17 protein-coding genes are annotated in these 20,553 nt (G+C 65.7%); 4 read left to right on the top strand and 13 right to left on the bottom strand.

All coding sequences use genetic code 11. The annotated features are described in order from the left end of the window. The first annotated feature begins 1 nt into the window (after position 1). Complete coding sequence (locus ACWEN3_RS03045; protein ID WP_452964926.1) at positions 2–1,225, top strand: MAB_1171c family putative transporter; 1,224 nt, start codon at positions 2–4, stop codon at positions 1,223–1,225. Next, positions 1,222–2,424, top strand: a complete 1,203-nt coding sequence (locus tag ACWEN3_RS03040; RefSeq protein ID WP_452964923.1) for a cytochrome P450 family protein — start codon at positions 1,222–1,224, stop codon at positions 2,422–2,424. The genes ACWEN3_RS03045 and ACWEN3_RS03040 overlap by 4 nt, the downstream gene beginning before the upstream one ends. Positions 2,425–2,498: 74 nt before the next feature. Here ACWEN3_RS03040 and ACWEN3_RS03035 read toward each other — a convergent pair whose 3' ends face one another. The 13 genes from ACWEN3_RS03035 to ACWEN3_RS02975 all read right to left on the bottom strand — a co-directional run bounded on the left by ACWEN3_RS03035 (position 2,499) and on the right by ACWEN3_RS02975 (position 17,535). Further along, positions 2,499–2,873, bottom strand: a complete 375-nt coding sequence (locus tag ACWEN3_RS03035) for a DUF6415 family natural product biosynthesis protein (protein ID WP_452964976.1) — start codon at positions 2,871–2,873, stop codon at positions 2,499–2,501. After that, on the bottom strand, positions 2,863–3,471 hold the full coding sequence (locus ACWEN3_RS03030; protein ID WP_452964920.1) for a hypothetical protein: 609 nt from the start codon (positions 3,469–3,471) through the stop codon (positions 2,863–2,865). The genes ACWEN3_RS03035 and ACWEN3_RS03030 overlap by 11 nt, the downstream gene beginning before the upstream one ends. Continuing rightward, the gene (locus tag ACWEN3_RS03025) at positions 3,468–3,704 is read right to left on the bottom strand and encodes a hypothetical protein (protein WP_452964918.1); all 237 of its coding nucleotides are present in this window, start codon (positions 3,702–3,704) and stop codon (positions 3,468–3,470) included. Before ACWEN3_RS03025 ends, ACWEN3_RS03030 begins: the two co-directional genes overlap by 4 nt. A gap of 102 nt (positions 3,705–3,806) precedes the next feature. Continuing rightward, the gene (locus ACWEN3_RS03020; protein ID WP_452964916.1) at positions 3,807–5,021 is read right to left on the bottom strand and encodes a helix-turn-helix domain-containing protein; all 1,215 of its coding nucleotides are present in this window, start codon (positions 5,019–5,021) and stop codon (positions 3,807–3,809) included. A 337-nt stretch (positions 5,022–5,358) separates the two neighbouring features. Beyond that, on the bottom strand, positions 5,359–6,642 hold the full coding sequence (locus ACWEN3_RS03015) for a hypothetical protein (protein ID WP_452964914.1): 1,284 nt from the start codon (positions 6,640–6,642) through the stop codon (positions 5,359–5,361). Next, positions 6,639–6,905, bottom strand: coding sequence for a hypothetical protein (locus ACWEN3_RS03010; protein WP_452964911.1), 267 nt, complete (start codon positions 6,903–6,905; stop codon positions 6,639–6,641). Before ACWEN3_RS03010 ends, ACWEN3_RS03015 begins: the two co-directional genes overlap by 4 nt. Continuing rightward, positions 6,902–9,550, bottom strand: coding sequence for an SUMF1/EgtB/PvdO family nonheme iron enzyme (locus tag ACWEN3_RS03005; protein WP_452964974.1), 2,649 nt, complete (start codon positions 9,548–9,550; stop codon positions 6,902–6,904). The genes ACWEN3_RS03010 and ACWEN3_RS03005 overlap by 4 nt, the downstream gene beginning before the upstream one ends. Before the next feature lie 5 nt (positions 9,551–9,555). Continuing rightward, positions 9,556–10,332 (bottom strand): class I SAM-dependent methyltransferase, encoded by a 777-nt coding sequence (locus ACWEN3_RS03000; protein WP_452964909.1) that lies wholly within the window; start codon positions 10,330–10,332, stop codon positions 9,556–9,558. Between the two features lie 298 nt (positions 10,333–10,630). Next, positions 10,631–11,161 carry a hypothetical protein gene (locus ACWEN3_RS02995; RefSeq protein ID WP_452964907.1) on the bottom strand — a complete coding sequence of 177 codons (531 nt, stop codon included), beginning with the start codon at positions 11,159–11,161 and terminating at the stop codon, positions 10,631–10,633. Further along, positions 11,161–13,434 carry a hypothetical protein gene (locus ACWEN3_RS02990; protein ID WP_452964903.1) on the bottom strand — a complete coding sequence of 758 codons (2,274 nt, stop codon included), beginning with the start codon at positions 13,432–13,434 and terminating at the stop codon, positions 11,161–11,163. Before ACWEN3_RS02990 ends, ACWEN3_RS02995 begins: the two co-directional genes overlap by 1 nt. A gap of 36 nt (positions 13,435–13,470) precedes the next feature. Beyond that, positions 13,471–13,908, bottom strand: coding sequence for a hypothetical protein (locus ACWEN3_RS02985; RefSeq protein ID WP_392219347.1), 438 nt, complete (start codon positions 13,906–13,908; stop codon positions 13,471–13,473). A 1-nt stretch (position 13,909) separates the two neighbouring features. Next, a complete protein-coding gene (mycP, locus tag ACWEN3_RS02980) occupies positions 13,910–15,217 on the bottom strand; it encodes a type VII secretion-associated serine protease mycosin (RefSeq protein WP_452964900.1) in 1,308 nt (435 codons plus the stop codon). Between the two features lie 1,763 nt (positions 15,218–16,980). Further along, positions 16,981–17,535 (bottom strand): hypothetical protein, encoded by a 555-nt coding sequence (locus tag ACWEN3_RS02975; RefSeq protein ID WP_392219350.1) that lies wholly within the window; start codon positions 17,533–17,535, stop codon positions 16,981–16,983. Between the two features lie 1,183 nt (positions 17,536–18,718). Between ACWEN3_RS02975 and ACWEN3_RS02970 the strand changes: the two genes are divergently transcribed. Continuing rightward, positions 18,719–18,988: a helix-turn-helix transcriptional regulator gene (locus tag ACWEN3_RS02970; RefSeq protein WP_452964897.1), complete on the top strand. Its 270-nt coding sequence runs from the start codon at positions 18,719–18,721 to the stop codon at positions 18,986–18,988. Between the two features lie 110 nt (positions 18,989–19,098). Beyond that, complete coding sequence (locus tag ACWEN3_RS02965) at positions 19,099–20,427, top strand: tyrosine-type recombinase/integrase (RefSeq protein ID WP_452964896.1); 1,329 nt, start codon at positions 19,099–19,101, stop codon at positions 20,425–20,427. Positions 20,428–20,553: the final 126 nt, after the last annotated feature.

Below are 20,553 nucleotides of genomic sequence, written 5' to 3'. Positions count from 1 at the left end.
AGTGTTATTCAACGTCGTCTACGGAACGCTCTCCTTGATCACTTGGAGCGCGTTCGCCTTCAAGCTGAGAGACCTCGCCCGCGACTGGCGCAACAAGGAACTGCAGCGGCTGTGTCTGGCGATCGCAATGTTCGCCGCACCGTTCGGCTTCGCCGCTCCCCCGGTGTACGTACGTGTCGATGCTCTGATCGGCACGCCCAACATCAGTTCGCTGATCATCTACACGACCGTGGAGGTCTGCCTCACCTCGTTCCTGGCCCTCCTCGTCAGCTGGTCGTCTGCGCAGTCGAAGGTCCGGCTCCGTCACCGGCTGATCCTCGGATACGCCCTCGCCACGGTCACCACGAACTGGGTGCTGTTCTTCCTGGGGGACGCCACCGATACGTCGCATGCCCTTGACTTCGACGTTCACTATGCCAAGACCGCATACATCTGGGAGTTCCTCCTCGTCCACCAGACCCTGTACACGGTCAGCATGATCGGCCTGATCCGGCTCTGCTGGCGCTACTCCAAGATCGTCAGCCAGCCTTGGCTGCGCCGCGGCCTGCGCATCGTCGCCGTGGGAGCAGTCGCCGGCTTGGGCTACTGCCTGCCCAAGGTCATCTCCCTCATCTGGGACAAGCTCGGCATCTCACCGCTCGGCTTCGTCAACTCCGTTGTGGCCCCCATGTTCGCCAGCGTCTCCGCGGCACTCTTCGCCATAGGGTTCACCATGCCCGCCTGGGGCGTCGGCCTCAGCAGGGCCATGGCGTGGATGTCCGACTACCGCACCTTCCACCGCCGCTACCCCCTTTGGCAGGCGGTCACCCGCGCCTTCCCCGAAGTCGTCCTCGTCGCCCCGCCGGCCTCCCGCAGGGAACTGGCTCGCGACCTCCGGTTCTTCCTCGGTCGCCAGGTGATCGAGATACTCGACGGCGAAATGAGACTTCGTACCCACCATGACCCGGAGATCAGCCGCATGACACGAGAAGTAGCGGCGAACCAGAACATCACCGGTGACGAGGCGGATGCCGTTGCAGAAGCTGCGCAGATCGCGGCAGCCCTCCAGGCTCGGTCCACCGGCCGCGAGGCGTCAGGGGGACACGGCACAGACTTCGACGACGCCGCCAACGGCGACCTCGACGAGGAAGGTGCTCGTCTGACTCGGGTCGCCGACGCCTTCAGCACCTCCCCCGTCATCCCCGCCGTTCTCGAGCGGCTCCAGTCGGCGAAAACGGACGCATGAGCAGTACCGAACAGACCGGCAGCGTCTCGTCGCTGCTCAGTGAAGCACTCGTCGCTGACCCACATGGCATCTATGCCCGGCTCCGTGAAGCCGCCCCGGTCCACCGCACCACCACTCCCGACGGCGAACCTGTGTGGCTGATCACTCGGTACGCCGAGGCCCGTGCGGCTCTGGCAGATCCCCGGCTATCCCTGAACAAGGCAAACGCCAAGACCAGTGGCGAGTACAGATCCTCCATGCCCCCTGAGCTCGACGCTCACCTGCTCAACATGGATCCGCCCGACCACACTCGCCTGCGCCGGCTCGTCGCCAAGGCATTCACTCCTCGTCGCGTCGAGGGCCTGCGCATGCGCATCCATAAGCTGACCGACGAACTCCTCACCACGATGACCGGCCCTCGCGTGGACATCGTCCATGCCCTGGCTGTCCCGCTGCCGATGGGCGTGATCTGTGAACTGCTCGGCATCCCAGAGACAGCGAGGCGCGACTTTCGGGCCTGGACCGACACGCTTTTCTCACCAGCGCCGGGCGCGGCAACGGAGTCACGCACTGCGATGAGGCAGATGCACCAATTTCTCAAAAGTGTTATCGAGGACAAACGAAACAGTCCGACCGAGGACCTTCTATCTGCCCTCGTCCAAGCACGCGACGACCGCGACGTACTCACCGAGCCTGAGCTCGTCTCCCTGGCGTTCCTCACTCTGTTCGCCGGCTACGACAACGCCGTGCATCTCATCGGCAGCACAGCACTGAGTCTGCTGCTGCACCCCCGACTGCTGACGGCGGTGCGAGGTGGCGCCGTCCCGATACGGTCGGTGGTCGAGGAGACGCTGCGCTGGAACCCCCCTTTCGCACTGGCGGTACGCCGCTTTGCCCTCGAAGACGTCAGCATCGGGAACGCTCTCATCCCCGCTGGCAGTCGAGTGTGGGTCTCCATCGCTTCGGCGAATCGGGACGGGCGGGAGTTCGCGTCTCCCGAGGTGTTCGACCCGGTCCGTGCACCAACTCACCTGGCATTCGGCTACGGAGTGCACTACTGCCTCGGTGCCCCGCTCGCACGGATGGAAGCGGAAATCGCCGTACAATCCCTCCTGGAACGGTTCTCCGTGCTCGAACTGGAGGTAGCGGCTGACGAGTTGGATTGGTGGCCGACGTTTCAGAAGCGGGGATTGCACAGCCTCCCAGTGGTGACTTACTGATCCGATGAAGGGGGTCTCCCGCCCCCTTCATCACATCAGTACACCAAGCCACTCCTTCGCAGCCGAGCCATCAATTACCGATGGCCCGCCGCCGCACCATCGAGCCCCCGCCTCGCTTCATACTCAGCGGTCATCTCGACAACTGTCAGCAGCGAGCGCGCAACCACGCCGAGGTCATGCAGCCGTGCCGGCCGGTCGGCTCTCGGCGCCGTTGGGTCAAGCACATCGTCCGCGTACCGCAGCGTGTGCATCGCGGCGCCCTGCATCTCGTCCTCGAGCGTGGGGGTGAGCGCCGCGACCTCGGGCGAAAGCTGCCGGACGAACCCCTCGAGGGCCTCGACGAGCGACTCCGCCTCTCCTGACTCGTACGGGGTGAGGTCCCACAACACCCGACGACATGCTGCCTTGATGGTCTCGAGGTCGAAGGGAGCGACCCGCTCAGGTCCCACTGTCACCCTCGCCCATCACCAGCAGGTGTCGCCCATCGGAGGCGAGCTGCGACACGGCCTCGGCGTCACACAGGGCCCCCGGCCCACCCATCGGTACACACCAGTAGCTGAAATGCCGATCAGGCGCGTCGATATCCGGCCGGGGCACACCGACGTATGAGTCGCGGCCGAGGCACTCGGCGTACGGCGCATGGCGCCGGTCATGCCACTCCGCCCGGTTCGCTGTGCTCGCTGGTACGAGCACGTAGTACCGGGCGCTGTGCTGGTCGAGGAAAGCCGGCCCGCCGAGCAACGCTTCGGCGAGGTATTCGCTCACCTTCTCGGCGTCGCTCGTGCCGGCCGCCGCGTGCACCAGGTCGGCGCTCATGCGAACCGCGGCGAAGAGCGCGCCACAGCGGAGCAGCGCGATGCCGCCCCTGTGCCAGTCCTGCCGTGCGCTGTCCACGCTCTGGGCCGACAGCAGCATCCAACTTGCCACGGCTTGCTCCCGGTCCTGGCGCAGGTGCACGAGCCGGCCGCTGCTCTGGTCCTGCCCGTCACCGAAGAGGTCGTCTGTCTCTGCCGCTTCGCCCTCGTACAGTTCGTCGATCCTGGTCACTGCTTGACCTCCGGCCGGCGAACGACGGACGTTTCCACGGACGCAGTGAGCGCAGAGCGGAGCTGCGTCAAGAGCTGTTCGCCCTCGGGCCGTGCGAGGACGAGGTCTGCGTCGCGCAGGTGCGCGTCGACGCAGAACAGCGACAGCGGGATCCGGACCTCGCCGGTCTCACTGTCGCTGTACGGCGCCGCGCCGCGCCGGGGTGAGGCGTGCCAGGGTGTAGGAGTGTCCACGAGTGACCTCCGGTCAGATACGGACGGTGCAAGGTCCGCTACCGTAGGACTCCTACCAGGCAGTAACAGGGACAGCATGTCCCAGGTTCACGGGCCGTCCCCCTAGCCGGCGGCGCTCACCCCCACCATTTCGGCCAACCGTGCCGCTTCGGGCCTGAGCGCACGCGGAGCCTTCCGCCACAGGTCAGCGGCCACCGTCCGCGCCGATGGCGTGAATCTCACCGTCTCGGCGCCAGTCTCGTACGCGATCTTCATGATCATCAGCGCGGCCGTACGGTCGCCGCGCTGGAGGTGCCCGCGCGCGACCTCAACCCACAGCCTGGCCTTGCGTTCTGTGGAGGGCATGACCTCAGGGTCGATCTCGTCAGCGAGTCCGAGTGCTTTCTGTGCCTTCTTCAGATCGGTGTGTACAGAGACCTGGTGGAAGTCCACGTTCGCTCGACTGAAAACCGTCGACGGATGTACGTACGAAACCGGCAGCGATTTCGCAACCTGGTTCCCCTTCTCCCAGTGCCGCCAGGCGTCGCCCTCGCTGCCCTCCCGGGCATGTGTCACCGCCGCGTGGAGCTGCAGGGCACCGTAGACGCCGCGCCAGTCATCGGGCGCCGTCTCCAGGTGCGGGCGGATCAGGTCGCCCGCATCGATCACGACCTTGAGCGCCTGCTCGGGGTAGGACGTCTCACGGAGGATGTTGCCCATGTTCCAGGCCGCTGCTGCGATCGCCCCCGGATTGTCGGCGTCCTGCGCCGCCTTCAGCGCACGGTCGGCGACCACCCAGGCCAACTCGGCCGGCGCGATATACGCGGTCGCCTGGCCGGTCAGCCGGTACACGTCCGACAAGGCGACGAGCGCAGCCCGCCTTTCCTGGCCGTCAAGGAGGCTGACGGCTGTCTCGGCATCGCGGATCAGGTCGGGCAGCAACGCTCCGACCTCCGTCCGATTGCGATCGGAGGTATGCCACAGCCTCCAGGACTGGTCGACCCGCCCCTGCAACTGCGCCGGATCCACCGGTGTCACGGGCGACTGCCCCAGCAGAAGCGGCCGGGTCATGACGGCGTCCCAGATGGCGGGCAGGCCTGGATGGTTGAGCCGACCAGTCGGGGTCACCGCTGCGACGTCGGCAGCGTTGCCGGTGATGACGGACAGGTCGGACACCCCCAGAGCCACGCCGAGCCTCAGTAGTAGAGAATGCGAGCTGAGTTCACGCTCGCCTGATTCGATCTTCTTGAGCCAGTCCGGACCTCGGCTGCACATGCCAGCGAGTACCGCGCGGGACATACCGCGCGACTCCCTCAAGGCCCGGATACGCTCACCCATGCTCAGATCCTCGGGGAAATCCACGCCACACCCCTCACGTTGACGATGAGCCCTACCCGCCAATGTACGGGCGGACCGGTCACAGCGGGCAGGGGTCGCAGGACTGTCACCTCCATCCGAGTCGCGACTGGTGTCCGCGATGAGCGCGAAGAAGACGCACGCCGCGGCGCGACAGAGCCGCCCCACAAGCCGTAGTGGGCGGGCCTGTAGATCACGGAGTCCCCGTAGACGACGGCTGAGAAGAACGCGCAGGGGCAGCCGATCACCGGTGAAAGCGGCCGCCCGAAGGTCGACTGGACCGTCTACCCAACCAGGTCACCTGGCAGGTTGCAGCGCCCTACGCCTTGTCATCCCTGCCTCGCAGGGATGACAAGACCAAGCGCCCATACCGTGTGGTGAGGGCTCCGGCTGCCGCGACGACCGACAGTGTCAGTGCGATGAGCAGGTCTGCCACGGAGTTGTCGCCGAGGACTTGCAGGATGCTGAGGGCCGTGCCGAGTGGCAGGCCGAGAATGGTGAGGACGCCGAGGGCCCCGCTGATCTGCTGGCTTTCCTGGGTTTGTACGAGTCTGCTGTAGTCGGCTGCTTCTGCGAGGATTTCGTGGAAACGCGCTGGGAGCCGGTGCTGGTTCTGGAATGCGAGCAGCAGATCGTTCGCTGCCCCGTGAGCTGTGAGGTGCTGTCGCCAGTAGGTGCTGCGAAAGAGAGCGATGTTCCTCTCCAGCGCGGCAACCCGGCGTGCCAGCTGTGAGGAGTTGAACACCTCGGAGAGTTCGTCGGTGAGCTCGTCGATGTGATCGCGCTGGAGCGCGCCCAGAAGCAGGGCGTCGAGATAGACGGTGCGGGAGTGCAGTGCGGCGAATTCGAAGAAGTCGCCGGCGCCAGCGTCGGTTCGGTGACCGAGGAAGGCAGCCCCTTGACGTAGTACGAGGGCACTCCAGTCTGCGGAGATCCTGACAACGTCCTTGAGCTGGTCGCCGGCAGTCTCTGGGGGCAGGGGAAAGTCCTTCGGGGTGGAGCGTGAGGCCAGTTGCCACAGCCAGCGATCCGCGCTCGCAGGCAGTGCCCCTTCCAGGCTGGAGCGGAGAGCTGGGGACTGCTGTGCCGTAGGGGTCATGAAGGCGATGGTGTAGGGCTTGGCTATGGCGAAGGGTGCATCTGGGTTGCGGACGTCGGCGATGCCAGCGAGAAGCCCGGCTGGGTCAAGGGGACCTGCGAGCGGATCGTCGATGGGGCTCGGCCGTCGGTCGGCCAGAGAGCGCAGTACAGGCAGCAGCGGTCTTTCCACACTCAAGTGCAGGACGGCCAGAGCATGTTCTGGATTGCGAGCTGTGGCCGCACGGAGAAGTTCCATGCCCAGCAGGTGCAGCCCATCCTGCTTGACGTCCAGCGGCAGGTGCCAGCGACGTGGCCGCCCGGGTGCCCCGTAGATCGCGCGGGCGGAGGCGGGGGCGAAGTAGGTGGACCGAGTGCGGGCGTCGGTGCGGCGACTGCCCAACTCGAAGGGGAACGGGCCCTCGGGCCAGTTGGGGACGTGTAACAGCCGTACAGGCAGGACGACCGTCAACTCCTGCCGTGCACCCGTGACATCCTCAAGCAGCCGAACTCCATGGGCGTTCACCGGTAGTACTCAGCGGGATCGGGCTGGTCGAGGCGGATGACGAACTCCGCCCGGTCGGGGCTTTGGGTGCTGGCGTGAAAGCGGACGCGTTCGCCCGTGCGGATAGTTCGGAATCCCTCGGTCACAATCTGCCGGTAGTCGAAGCTGTAGTACCGCGCGTCCTCGTCGTCCCGGACGATGTAGGAGCCGAGCGCACCGCTTATCCCTCCGCCACTTGGGCGCCTGTCCACAATGGTTCCGTGACGCGGCCCGCCTCCGCTCATGCCGTCTTCTCCTCTGCCTGGGACGCGTCGAGGTCTTGCACGCACCGGAAGCCCACTGCGTTGCTCGCACCGCGCTTGCGGTAGATGCCCTTGCTGCTGCTCTGCACCGCCCGCATCGGGTTGTCGTAGCTGCCACCGCAGATGACAGCCTCTCCGGGGTCGTCCAGGCTGGTGGATGTCCATTCCCAGCAGTTGCCCACCATGTCGAGGACACCAAACGGCGAGCGGTTGTCCGGCCGCTCGTCCACGGGGGTCGCCCCGGCTCGCCGTACAGCGTCACCTGCGAAGTCCCGGTACCACGCCTGGTACGTCACGACAGGCCGGCCGACCCAGGTGTCGGCGCAATTGACGCGGGTGCCGTCGGGGGCGTCGCCCCAGGGGAACAGGCGCCCATCGGTGCCGCGCGCAGCGGCCTCCCACTCCAGGGAAGTCGGCAGACGTTTACCTTCGAACGAGGCGAAGGCGTATGCGCTCCACCAGCTGACGCAGATGGCCGGGTGGGCGTCGTAGCGCGGGTTCTCGTAGTAATCGGGCCGCCGCAGCCGGTCGGTCCAAGGGCGGTGTGTGACGTCGGCCGGCTGGTCGGGGTGGTCCCACTGCGAGGTGCCGTCCGCGTCGAGGGCATCAAGGAAGCGGCGGTAGCGTGCCACGGTCACGGCGTGGCGGTCGAAGCGAACGGGAAGCTCGACTCGGCGCATCAGCAGGCGTTCGGGCGGCCCGACCAAGTAGGCGCCCGCAGGCAGCACGCAGTCGTCAGTCCCTGGGCTGCTGGGCATACCGGCGAGGAATGCGCGCACCTGCTCGGTGAGGAAGGCGCCGCCGCCCGGAAGGTCAGCTGCAAGGTCCCGGTTCGTCGGCTCGGTCAGAAATCTGGCGGCCAGGAGTTCCTGGTAAGCCGTGTGTACGAAGGCGACGTGATCGGGCCCGGCGGGACGCAGCAGCGGAGCGAGGACACAGGCGTCGAGATCGAGGCGTCCGTCCTTGAAGGCCTTGGCCCCCAGTTTCCGGTGTATGTCGAGGACGGAGAACACGGCACGGTCGGTGAGGAAGGCATGTCCGAACGCGGCGGGTAACCGCTTTCCCAGGTCGGGTTGACCACCCTCGGCCAGCGTCCGCGTGATGTGAGTGCTCAGGATGTCCGCGAGCGGCTTCCCCGGCGGAAGGTTCAGCAACGTGGTGAGGCGCTTCTCAAGAGGGGTTGCGTCAGGTTCCGCCAGGCGTACGACATGGAAGTGGGGCACGCGAGAAGGGTCGAGGCCGTTCGCGTACATTTGCTCGACCAGTTGCTCGGAGCGGCCCGCGCCGCTGTCCAACAGCTGACGTACCTGTGGCGAGTCCGCGAGGAAGGACACCCGGGAACTCATGACCACTGCCGATTCGGCGGACAGAACGGCCGCTAGATCGGTGAACAGGCGTAGAAAGCCGGCAGAGCTAGGTTCATCGACGCCTTCGTCGACGGCATCCAGCACGCAGAGCGCGGTCCCGGAACGGATGAGGTAGAGGAAGAGGTCGTAAGCGCGCGAGCGGTCCGACATCATGGCCGGTGCGAGGAGGCGGGCCGCGTACTCGGAGAACGGCTCGTCCTTCGGTTTGAGACCGAGGTCGAAGTAGAAGCGGAAGCGACGGACCTCGGGGTTGGCAGCCAGCGAGCGCAGAAGCGTGCTCTTGCCGCTCCCCGGACGACCGGTGACCAGCACGTTCGCACTGCCACACGCCAGGCGGGTCAGGAGCTTCGCCGCATCACCGGACTGCTCCATGCTCGACTCGCCCGTGCGCGGATCGATGGTCAGCGCTGCCGCGGCAACAGCAGAACGCGGCTCCCCCTGGTTGTCCGCGGAGGTGAGATTGGCGAGGTGAGTATCGAGATTGACTAGGGTGTCGACGAAGCCGTCGTAACGCACGATCCGGAAATCCAGACCCAGCATCCGGTGGAGGGCACCGGGCTCCGCACCGCCGTCGTCGTCCAAGACGACGAACCGCGTGAGCTTGGGCAACCGGGTACGCAGCAGTTCCCCGTCGCTGGAGGAAAGGACGGTACTCAGGTCGTCGGCGTCCCGGGAGAGCATCAGCTCCACGTACTCCAGGCGCATCCCCGACTCACGGCAGAACAGCTGGTACACGGTGTCCGGGCTGAGGACGAACCGCTTGGCCTGCCGATAGCCGAGGGTGACGTAAAGCCCGGCGAGGAACTCGCAGCGGCGCGCCACCTCGGGCGCCATGTCGGGCTCGCCGCCGAGGAGCGCCGCGCTCCCGGTGTCGGTGAACCAGACCAGCACGTCCACGAGCCTGCGGACCGCCAGCAGCCCGTCCTCGTCGCTGATGTCGTAACCGTCGTGCGTAGACCGGTTGCGCAGCCGTCGAATATCGTCGAGCGCGTCCAGAACCGTGCTGCTGCGAATGTACGGACGGCAGCGCTTGACCAGGTCGTTCAGAGCCTTCGTCGAAGGATCGCCCTCGACGTCGTGGTGGCGCCACAACTCCTTGAGCAGCTTCTCGGTCAGTTTCCCCACCAAGGCGACCGCGTTCTCGGGATAGCCGTCGTTGAGGGACCGTAACGGCCGCTCCAGATCGAGCCCCAGTCGATCGGCGATCCGGGAGTGGTCGTCGAGCTCACTCCGCAGGCGCCGCAGCCGTTCGTCGACCATGGTGCTCACGCGGACTCCCAACGTCGCCGACCGAGGACAAACGCAAACCGGTCAGGGAACACGAGTACGGGCTCCGGATGAGCGACGCGCATCTCTTCGATGCCCTTCTCGATCTCGCTGTCGCTGAAGGTGGACAACAGGGACATGTAGCGGGAGCGCACCATGCCGAGATACTTGTCCCGGTCGATGCGCAGCTCGTGCTCGACGTAGCTGAGACTGGCTTCCAACCCAGCTGCCCGAAGATGCCCCTCGATCACGGCCGGATCCGGCTGCAGTTCCTCGAAACGCGCAAGAGCCGCCTTGAACAGCGGGTACTGGTTGGTGGCCGGGAGCATCACCACCAGTAGCCGGCCTCCGGGCGCGAGCCGGTCGGCCAGGCCTCGGAGCGTGTGTTCCGGATCGGCCACGTGGTGAACCGACTCTTTCAGCCACATCGCATCGAGCTGCTCGTACGGCAGACGAGTACGTCCTTCGGCGATGTCCTCGGCGGAAGCAACGATCGGCGTCAGGCCAGTCGGAGGCGGTGTGCCGAGCTGACTGAGCATCGCCGCGGAAGGATCGACGCACAGAATGGGGTGGTGAGGCTGGACCTGGTTGGCCACCTCTCTGGCGAACAGGCCCGTCCCGGAGCCGACGTCGGCGATCCGGTCCATCGGGGCGAGCCGCAGTGCCTCGGCGATCCGGCCGGACATCCATGGGATGTAGTGCGGACCGTAGACCCAGTGCTCGTCGTACTCGGCTGCCAACTCCTCGTAATGACCATGCACATCGCGCCGCTCCACGATCCCCCTCGGTGCCCTTCGCGTGTTGCCGGTTGTGCCGCACAAGGCACACGGCAGGCTATCGCGGGTGTTTGCGTGGCAACAGTCTGTAATGCGCCGGTTGATGGACGTCCTCACGGTGGTCCGGATCTCTGCCTACCACGTGCGACAGCGGCCCGGCTACTCGGTCGCGCGTCGCGCGCACGGCCCGGCAGTCGGCCCCGCGGACTTGCACCATAGAAGGCGTCGACCGCAAGGCGAGGGAGCAGGCCGTTCCACCAGGCCCGTCCGGCGCGCGTTGAACTTCGATCAATGCCGGCTAATTGGTACAGTCCAGTTTCTTTGTTTCGCGAGGGATGAAGTCGTTGACGAAGCGCAGAAGTTTCTTGTAGCCGGCGGGAGTGTCCTCGACGCGGTTGCCCCAGAAGTCCACCACTACGGACACGTATGCGGTCCTGGTGTTACACGTTGCCTCGACCACGGCATGGTCACTTCCGATCGACGCGTGCCCCGGGAACGCGACTTTTCGTTGGGCAGCGTACTTGTACGGCGATCCCACTTTGTTCCAGTCTGTCGTGTCCGGCGCCCGATCCCATCGGTGCACAGCGACGGACAGGACACCACGGCCGTCCACGCTCAGGTCACACTGTGCGCCGGGGTGTGAATCGAAGGGCGTGTATTTCTGCTCCAGGCTGTCTCCGTCTGGAACAAGCGGCGCGATGACCGAATTATCAACGGGGACATGGCAGAAATTATCTGGAATGCCAGGTTGCGTTTTACTGCACCCTGCCACCATGAGTACGATAGCCCCACAAAAGGCCAATTGTGCAGTGCGCCATGCTTTCACCATCAGTGAATTCCTGCCATCCCACGGAACTGGGCACCGCCATCATTGGCCCAGCCTTCGATTTGCTTGTACACGCCGTCATTGGGTGAATATCCCGGGTGGCTTTGGCTGGACGCCCAGTCGGAGTTGACTGAGTACCACTGATCGGCGATGGAATTTAGCTGATTGCGACGCAGGTAGTAGGTCTGCTGGCTATCGCTGGTCAGCTTGTCGGCCTGGTGCTTTTGCTCATCCATGATCCAGGCGGTGGTGAGTGCGTCCGCTCCACGCTGGGCGACATCTCCGAGACCGGGGATGAAGTTCAGCCCCGTTCCCAAGACGTGATAGCTCCACGTCTTGTCCCAGGTGTAGTCATGTTGATCACCCTTGAGCGCGGCGTACCGGGCATCCTCCATGAACCCGACGGCGTATCCGGCCGAACTGAGGGTGTCCTCCGGTCGGCGCGATCTGTCGTGGATGTCGTCCATGATGGCGTAGTTCATGCCCTCATGAAGCAGACCATACGAGTTCTGGCTCCGGGAGATCTGCTTGGTCATTTCCATGACCTGCTTCTGATTCAGCGTGGGGCCGACATCGGGATGGCGCGTACCGCTCGCGTCGCTCATCGCCACATAAGTCTCATGACCATGATTAGTCATGATCTTCGCCATGTCGTCGCGCAGGGACGCCGGCATGGCGTCTCCCTGCTTGGACAGGTCATCCAGCGCGTGCACGAACACCCTGTTGTTGGCGTCCGTGTGCGACGTCGGTCCCACCGGTCGGGGCCCGTGCGGATCAATACCTGTGGCCGCCGCGGTCAGGGCGTCGCCCAGTCCCCTGCGATCGTCCGTGTCCAGGGCATCGGGCCCGTTGATTTCCCGCTCACCCTGCCACGTAGTGGTGTTGACAACGTTCCAGTCTCGGTCCTTGAGGAGGTAGTGGAGACGGTCGTTGCTGCCATCGGCGTGCGGATCGAGGTAGCCGGTGGACGCCTCCGGGTCACGGGCCATGATGCCCAGGGCGCCGTCAACCGGGTCATTGGCGAACCAGCCGTCGCCGTTCTTGCCGTCAAAGTTGCCGTAGAGGTTCCAGACGTGTGGGTGATCCTTCTCCGCGGCGATCGCGCCGTCGGTGACGTCGGCGAGGAACTGCGGTGAGTAGCCACTATGTCCCTGCTGCATCAGGGTGACCAGGCTCTGATAGCCGCGCACCTGCTGGCCGTGTCCCTTGGCGACCGTGTTGACCTTGTCCCCGGCAGCCTTGAGATCGTACCCGTCGGCGCCGTGTTCCCTCAGGTCGTTGCCGAACTTGACGTAGAACTGGGCGTCGTCGGTCCGCAGCCAGTTGTCGAAGGCGTCGTTGTACCCCTTCGACCCGAAGGGCAGGTGTTTGCCGTTCGCGTCCTTGAAGTCCGGGACACGGGTAGCGGTCGCCAGCGAGTCGGCCAGGCCTCCGTTGATCTGCAGGTAGGCGTTCTTGTCCTTCGTGTCGTCGTAGTACGCCAGGTCGTCGATCTTGTTGGTGAGCTTGAGGGTCTTGTCCGCGCCGAGAGAGTTGAGGAGGGTCTGGCTGAAGAACTTGTCATGGGAGTGGTCGCGCATCAGGCGCTGCCACTCCTTCAGGTCGTCACCGTCCAGCTTGTCGCCGGCCAGAATCACGTTCGCGTACTGCTTGGCCTCGCGGGCCTCGTACACCTTGATGTCACCGACGGCGGAGCCGTTGAAGGTGTGATCGCCCTGCCCCATCGCCTCGTCGAACGCGCGCTGGATCCAGCTCTTGATGCCGGCCGCTTCGTAGAGAGCGTGTTTGACGCCCTGGTCGGCGTCGTCCACGGCCTGCACAGCGTCCTTGATCTTCTTCGTCCAGGCTGCCTCGGCGGCCTTCGCCTGGGACACGTACTTGGGGTACTCCTCGTCGTGTCGCATGGGGGTGAGCTTGCTGAAGTCGTAGACCGCCTCGCCCTGGCTGTTGACGGACATATGGTCCGCCTTCACCTGATCGACAACGTCGTTCACGTGGCCGATCAGCTTGGAGAACTCTTGATGGGCTTCCCGCAGGATGGAGGCGATGGCGTGTGCTTCTGTGTGCGCGTCCTTGAACTGCTGGCGAGTGGCCGCCAATTGCGCGGCCCTGACCGTGGCAGTGAGACCTGCCGTGTCCTCGGTCGCGGCCGACTCCACCTTCGCGGCGTAGAGGACCTCCAAGCCTTCGAAGCCGCGGGCCATGTCGTCCCAGTCGGTAGCCGCCGTCGTAAGCGTGCCGAGCTTGATGGTGACCACGTCCTGATAGCTGAGCATGCCCGTCCTTCTCCCCGTCCCCGTTTCCCCGGTTTCCTAGACCTCGCGCCCCTGGCGGGGCCCGGCATTGATCTGCGCCGTCCGGCTGCCGACTCCGTAGTCGACATACTGGAGATGCTGATCGCTGCCCTCCAGCGCCGCCTTGTCCTGCCCCAGGCGCGCCTTCAGGTTCTTGACCTGCAACTCCCATTCCGTGTGGGCGTCCTTCAGCCCAGAACCGGTCTGCCAGCCGCTGAACTCCCGCACGGCCGTGGCTGAGGACTCGTCCGCGTGACTGCCGGCCTTGTCCGTTCCCCGCGGTATCTCATCCTGCAAGGCCTTGACTGCGGTGTCGCTCCCCGCCTTGTTCGTCTTCAGGTCAGGGGCGCCCGCGGCGCCGCTTCCTCCCGTACCCGCAGCGCTGTCCAGCTGCATCCCGTTCTGCCGACGGGCCAGCGCGTCGGCCTTCAGCTGCTCCCACTCGTCCCACGCCATCTCAGGGCCTCCCCCCGTAATTGCTGTCTCCGTACCACGGCGTCTGCCCCGGCACAGGTGGCATGGCTACCTGGGCCTGAGCTACCGCCGCTGCGCGTCGGCGCCTGCGCACCGCCCCAGCGGCCAGAGCCCCACCCGCAACAACGACAACCCCCGCGCCCCCGAGAATCCATGACAGTGCAGAGCCGTCGCTCCCAGATGCGGATGCTGCCGGCGATGGGCTGCTGTCATCCTTCGCGGAGGCCGTGGCCGACCCGTTGGGTGCCTTGGATGCCGCTTGCTTGAAGTCGGGCAGCGGGTAGACGTCGGCCGGGCCGGGGTCGCCGGGGGCGGTCAGCGCGATGCGGGGGCGAACGGCGCCGTAGCCGAGGTAGTCGGTGCGCGCCTTGCCGTTCGTCGGCTTGCTCGCGGTGTTGAGCATGACCCGCAGGACCTGGTCGTTGGTCCAGTTCGGGTGCTTGGACCAGATCAGGGCGGCGGAGGCGGAGGCGATCGCCGTGGCGTCGCTGGTGCCATGCGTCTTACACACCTTTGTGGCGCTTTCGAGGCACGCAGCCACCATGTCCTCACCAGGCGCGACCAGATCGACCTGGGGGCCGTGCTCGGACTCCTTCGTCGCCTTGACGCTTTCGTCGATGGCCCCAACACCCACTACGCCAGGAGTAGCCGCCGGGTAATTGACTTCGTTGAGGGCGTCGCCGTCATTACCCACGCCCGCGAAGATCAGTTTGCCCTTGGACAGTGCGTAGGCGACGGCGTCCGTCAACTCCTTGGAGTGCGCGGTGCTCCCCTGCGAGATGTTGATGATCTGGGCGTCCGAGTCGGCCGCGAATCGAATGGCCTTGGCCATGTAGGTGGGGTAGTCGTCCGGGTTGCCGTCGGCACGGCTTTGCTCGATGAAGTCCGGGATGCGGATCGGCAGGATCTTCGCGCCTGGGGCCAGTCCGTAGGAGCCATTGGCGGTGCCCCGGCCGCCGGTGCCGGCGATGAGGACGGCCATACCGGTGCCGTGACCGTCGTAGTCACTGCGTTCGTCCCCGGGATGCTTGGAGTAGTTCTTGCCCGCCACGACCTGGCCGCGCAGGTCGGGGATGCCGGCCTGCACCCCGGTGTCGATCACCGCGACCGTGATGCCCTTGCCCGTGCTGACCTTCCACATCTGCTCGGCCTGCATGGCCTTCAAGTGCCACTGCCGGTCTTTGATGGTCTCAGCGTGGGCGGGGGTTACGGCGAGGCTCGCCAACAAGACCCCGACGGCTGCGGACACGGCCCGGCTGCGCCATCCGGCCCGCTCGCTGCGCCTGCGCATGGTCATCCTTCTCGTCCTAGGTCTCCATCGGGCCCTTTGGGCAGGGGCGGCGGGGTCGGTCGGCTCTCCCTGGCTTCTGCCTGGAGATCCCTGTCCTCTGTCCGATCGGCTGCTCGGCTGTCAGAGCGCCTGTCGCGAGAGGACCGGTCATCACGCTTCCGGGCCGAGGCGGAGGCGCCACGGGATGGGCCACCACGGCGCGGCAGTGACTCGTCTGCGGTTGTTTCACTTGCGGGTCGTACGCCGTGCGAGGTGGTCCCTGCCCGTCGGCGGTCTCGGGAGGGTCTGGGCTGTCCCCCTACGATGCCGTTGGAAGAGGCAGGCATGCGCCCCCTCGGTGCACCCTCGCGGTTCACGACGGGGTCGTCGCCGCGGGTCGACGTGGTCCTGGCAGTAGGGCGTCCGGGCGTCGCGCCACGGCCCCCTGGAGGCTGCTGCTCGTTCGGAGTACCCCCAATGACGTTGCCGCGCGGAATCCCACCGGGAGGCCTTCCTGCCGACGGTGAGACCGGGCGGCCGCCTGTGACGCCGTTGGCGCCTCGGGCGGGGGTGGGACTGAGCGGCCCGCGCTCAGGGTCAGGCTCGCTCCCATTCACGTTGGGACCGAAAGGCACACGTCCCGGGACGCGCGGACTCCCGGAAGTGCCCGGTCCCGATGGTGTGGGCAATGAGCCCCGCCCTCTGTACACGGGACGCTCACCGCCTCCCCGAACACCCGGTGTCGGCACTTTTCCGACCCCGAAAACGGGTGGGAGCACACCGGTCGCCGACGGCGTCCTTACGTCCGGGCCGCTCGGCCCAGCCGGCGGCGCCGAATGGGCGGAAGGCACCGTCGGGGCGGGGGGAAGAGTTCCAGTGCTGTCGATCCTCGTGTTCGGTACATCCACGTGAGCGTTCGGCAGCACGTGATGAGGGACGTCATGAGGGACGTCGATCTGATCCTTCGGACGATGCGTCGTGGACGGCTGAGGCAGCGAGCCGGTCGCGCCGGAACGGGAACCGACCGCCGCCTCATGGGCGTTCGGCTCCACGCGGGCAACTGTCGCCGAACCCGCGTTCCCCTGCGTGGTCGGGACAGCAACAGGGGCTCCGCCACGGATATTGGTAGGCACGAACTGTTGCGGCAGCTCGGGAAACTTCGGTGCCTCCAGCGCATGGATCTGTTCCGTGGAGGCCTTGTACGACTGGGCAAGCTTCATCATCAGCCCACCGGCCTCGGCACGGGTGTTGGCGTACTGAGTCTTGGCCTTCGTCACCTCGGAGTCCGACGGACCGCCGCCGTGATCGCCGACGTTCGTCGCCTTCGACGCATGCGCCTCCAGCACCGAGCGCGGGCCCGCGCTCTGCTTCCGCAGGATCTCCAGCTGAGGCTTGACCTCGTGCAGCGTGTCCGCCGCGTGGCCCAGCCACTTGCCCGCGTTCTCGCTGTAATCGCCCAGGCTCAGTGTGGTCAGCGCTGCTTGGTAGCACCAGGTCCTAAACGCCGCCCCGCCCTCGCCCTCCCACTCGACCGCCATGCTGTGGGTCCGCAGATCGCCGCCGATTTCCTTGATCGTCTTGGCGGCTTCCTTCAGCAGCTCACCGAGACCGCTGGCCGTCGGCCCGTCGGCCGACTCGACCATGGCCCAGAGCTGTTCGGGGTCCTGAAGCAGGAACCGCTCCTGCCTGACCGTCTCCCACATGCGGCTGGCAAAGTCAGACATGGAGCCCCACCGCGTTCCCTGTCGAGATCATCCCGTCGCGCTGTCTCATCACCACGGACATCACAAGTCACCTGCCTGCGAGTCCGACGTGGAGCCGTGTCGGCCATGGCCGGACGCACCCGCCCCGCCGCCAACGTGTCCCATTGCTTCCGGCCGGGCCTCATTGACAGCCAGCTTGTCGGCCTCGACACGGATGCGGTGCAGGCGATCGCGAACGTCGGCGTCGAGATTGTGATAGTTGCTCTTCGACGCATCGACCGTGACCATCAGCCCCTCGATCTGCAGCGCCAGCAGCTTGGAAAGGCGCTCCAGCTGGGAATGCACCTGGGTGTAGGCACCGTGGAGCGCGTCGGCCTCGTCGAAGTTGCCCAACCGTCCCGTCGGCAGGGCGCCGTCCGCGATCCTTTGCGGGGCAGCCTTCGACTTCTCCAGCCGAGTCAGCAGGTCGTTCACCCGGTTCTTGAAGGCAGTCAGTGTCTCGGCCTCGACCCGCAGCTCCCGAGCCATGAGGGCACCGGCACCTGCGATCGGCCCGATGCCAGACGCGGCCAGCGCGCCGGCAGCCGCTTCCAGCGCAGCCGCAGTTGCCTGCGGATCCCCCGTGTTGCCGGCCATCGAGTCCTCCCCCGTGCGATCAGCCCCTCAGCAGCGCCTTAGCCACTCGCTTGTGGTGCCCCTGCCATCTCCATCCGTAACAGAAGCAACCCAGGCACGATAGTCGTGATCTTGCCTGGTCACGGAATTTTGACGCCGTCCCAGTCCACGACTGACCGGAAAGTGACCATGCCGTACGTCACAGCTACGCCGCGGCCTCCGTCCAACTCCTTGTCGCACCCAGAAACGGGGCAGGGGCGGCGCCCGCCGTCAGACGCAGGGGCATCTCGCGAATGGCTGGTACGGAAGGAGCCCCTACCTCGGCCTCGGCAGGAGCTCTGCTACGCCGCCGTTCGGGCAGCCCGGCCAGCGCGTGACGGGCATAGCCATCCACTCAAGGAGTCACCTCACCACCCGCTCAGACCTTTGGCCCTGGCGAATATACCGACTCCCACGGAGTTGGCCCGGGTGGATCCTCTGCTGGTGGCGCCCACCGTGATATGTCCGGCGCCGGACTCCACGACGTGTCCGGCGGCGCAAATGGCCCTGCGTGGTTGTGCATCAGTAGCAGCATCACCACAGCGAAGCCGATGGTCACCACGTCGTCCTCGCTTTGCCGCTCCGGAGACCGCGTGGCGAGCTTCATCTCGACAGCCGTCGTACGCCGAGCAGGCCTTTCCCGCAGCCGTCGTGGACATACGCCGCCGAGACCGGTTCGCCGGAGTTATCCACCCGTATCAGCACGCCCGCCTGATCTAGTCGGATGAAATATTCGGCAGCTGCAGCCCGAGAGCTACCTCCCCGGCGTCCACCTCCGCGCGTCAATGCTCTGGATTAACGACCTCCTTCAGGCAACTGGTTGATCGCAACATCACGCCGGCCACAACTGGCGTTTGACGGAAGCGCCGCGGCTATCAGCCCCCGTCGTTTCACCGGTCGCTGGCACTCACGGCAGTTCGCCTACGGCAGACGGCCATGACTTGAGACCTGCGCGAACACCATGTCAACGTACGGGTGCTGGCAAAACGGCAGCTCAGCGAGAGGAGGATCCAGCGCCATGGACTGCTAAACACGGAATCAACAGTCGCACCTCAGCACCCCTGATGCAGCCAAAAACACGCACTACCACAATTTCCCGGTTTCACCAATACCGGACTTCTCCGGATCGTGTGCGCATCAACACTTCTCACACTGGAGACCGGACATGCACGACCAGATCGCATCCACGCATGAAGCCGCGTTCTTGAACCTGAACAAGGCGGCAGAATATCTTGGAATTTCACCGAACACCCTGTATGTCTGGCGTCACCGGCGGCAGGGTCCGCCGAGCTTCCGCATGGGCCACCGCGTCATGTACAGGATCTCGGCGCTGAACGAGTGGGTCATAGAGCAGGAGCAGGCGGATTCACGTTCCAACGCTGCTCTCAATCCTCTCACCCAGAAGCCGATGAAGCGCACCGTACGCACTCCTTGAAGGCTGTCCACGAGCCCGAAGGCGGTGCGTCGATCTTTCGGAGTCCCGGCGCCCAACTCCCCACCATGCCATACGACCATACCCAACTGAGTTCATAGGAGAACGTTCCCTTGGCGGGGTACATAGAAGACCGCTGGCTCAAGAAGAAGCCCAACAAGGACACCGGTAAGCGGGAGCGCACTGCCCTGTGGGGCCAGGGAAAGCGCTATCGAGTGAAGGGCATCCCGGGCGTCCGGGACCGCTCGTTCGACACGAGCGAAGACGCAAAGCAGTGGCTCGCCAAGGCGCAGACCGACACCACGCGTGGAGAATTCGTCGACCCCCGAGACGGGGCGATCTCCCTCGCCCAGTACATCGAGAAGCACTGGTGGCCGGGTCGATCGGACGAACCGTCGACCGCCGCCCCCATGCGCAGCAAGATCTGGAACCACATCATCCCGTTCCTGGGTACGACGGCGCTCCGGGACATCGACGCTGCCGTGCTGCGCACATGGAAGGCCGAACTGCTGACACGGGTCGAGGCGTCCACGGCCCACGTGATCTGGATCCACCTTTCCACGATCCTCGAAGCCGCCGTCGACGACGGCCGCGTGGTCAAGAACCCCTGCAAGGCCCGCCGGACTGTCAAGGCGCCCAAACCAGCGAAGAGGAAGGCCAAGGCCTGGGCCAGGCCGACCGTGGAGGCCGTCCGGGCGGGCCTCCAGGATCGATACCGCATCGCGGTGGACCTCGGTGTCGGCCTCGGCCTGCGCCAAGGCGAGGCGTTCGGGCTCGGCGAGGAGGATGTGGACTTCGATGCCGGTGTCGTACACGTCCGCCGACAGCTGCGGTGGGACTCCAAGGGAAGGCCGTACTTCTGCCTGCCCAAAGGCGGCAAAACGCGAGACGTTCCCCCCAACCTCGCCAAGCGTGTCCGTAACCATCTGCGCCGCTTTCCTTCGGTCGCCTGCACGCTCCCGTGGCGCAACCCTGAGCCGCCGACGACCGAGTTGGAAGCGCGACAGCGCAAACCGATCACCGTCCGGCTGGTCCTGATCACCTCGCAGGGCAATCGAATCAACTACTCGATGTGGAACAGGCTGAGCTGGCGGCCCGCGCTCACAACGGCCGGTGTCCTGAAGAAGGTCGGCGAGAAAGTCAGGACATACGGAGGCCACAGCCGTCGGTACCCCATCTACGAAGTTTCCAGGGAGGACATGTTCCACGTCCTCCGGCACACGTACGCGAGCACCCAGCTTGAGGCAGGCGAGTCGATCGTGAGCGTGTCGGCGTGGCTCGGGCACGCTTCGCCGCAAACCACACTGACGCACTACGCTCACTTCATGCCCGGGGCAGGCAAGCGGGGCCTGGCCGCCATGGACGAGTGGTTCGATCAAGATCCACAACCGAATGTCCCTGAGAAGTCCCTGGGCGCCCCACAGGCCCACACTAGGCCATGAAACCGCAGGTGAGGGCAGTGATCGCGCACACTGACAACGTGTACGCCGAGTACAAGGAGAAGACGTCCCGGGAGATCCCGGTCTTCGTCCTGGAACCGACCGATCCGAACTGAGCGCTCCACGGCC

Source organism: Streptomyces sp. NPDC004561, assembly GCF_053602155.1.
This window is presented reverse-complemented; position numbering and strand designations above follow the sequence as displayed.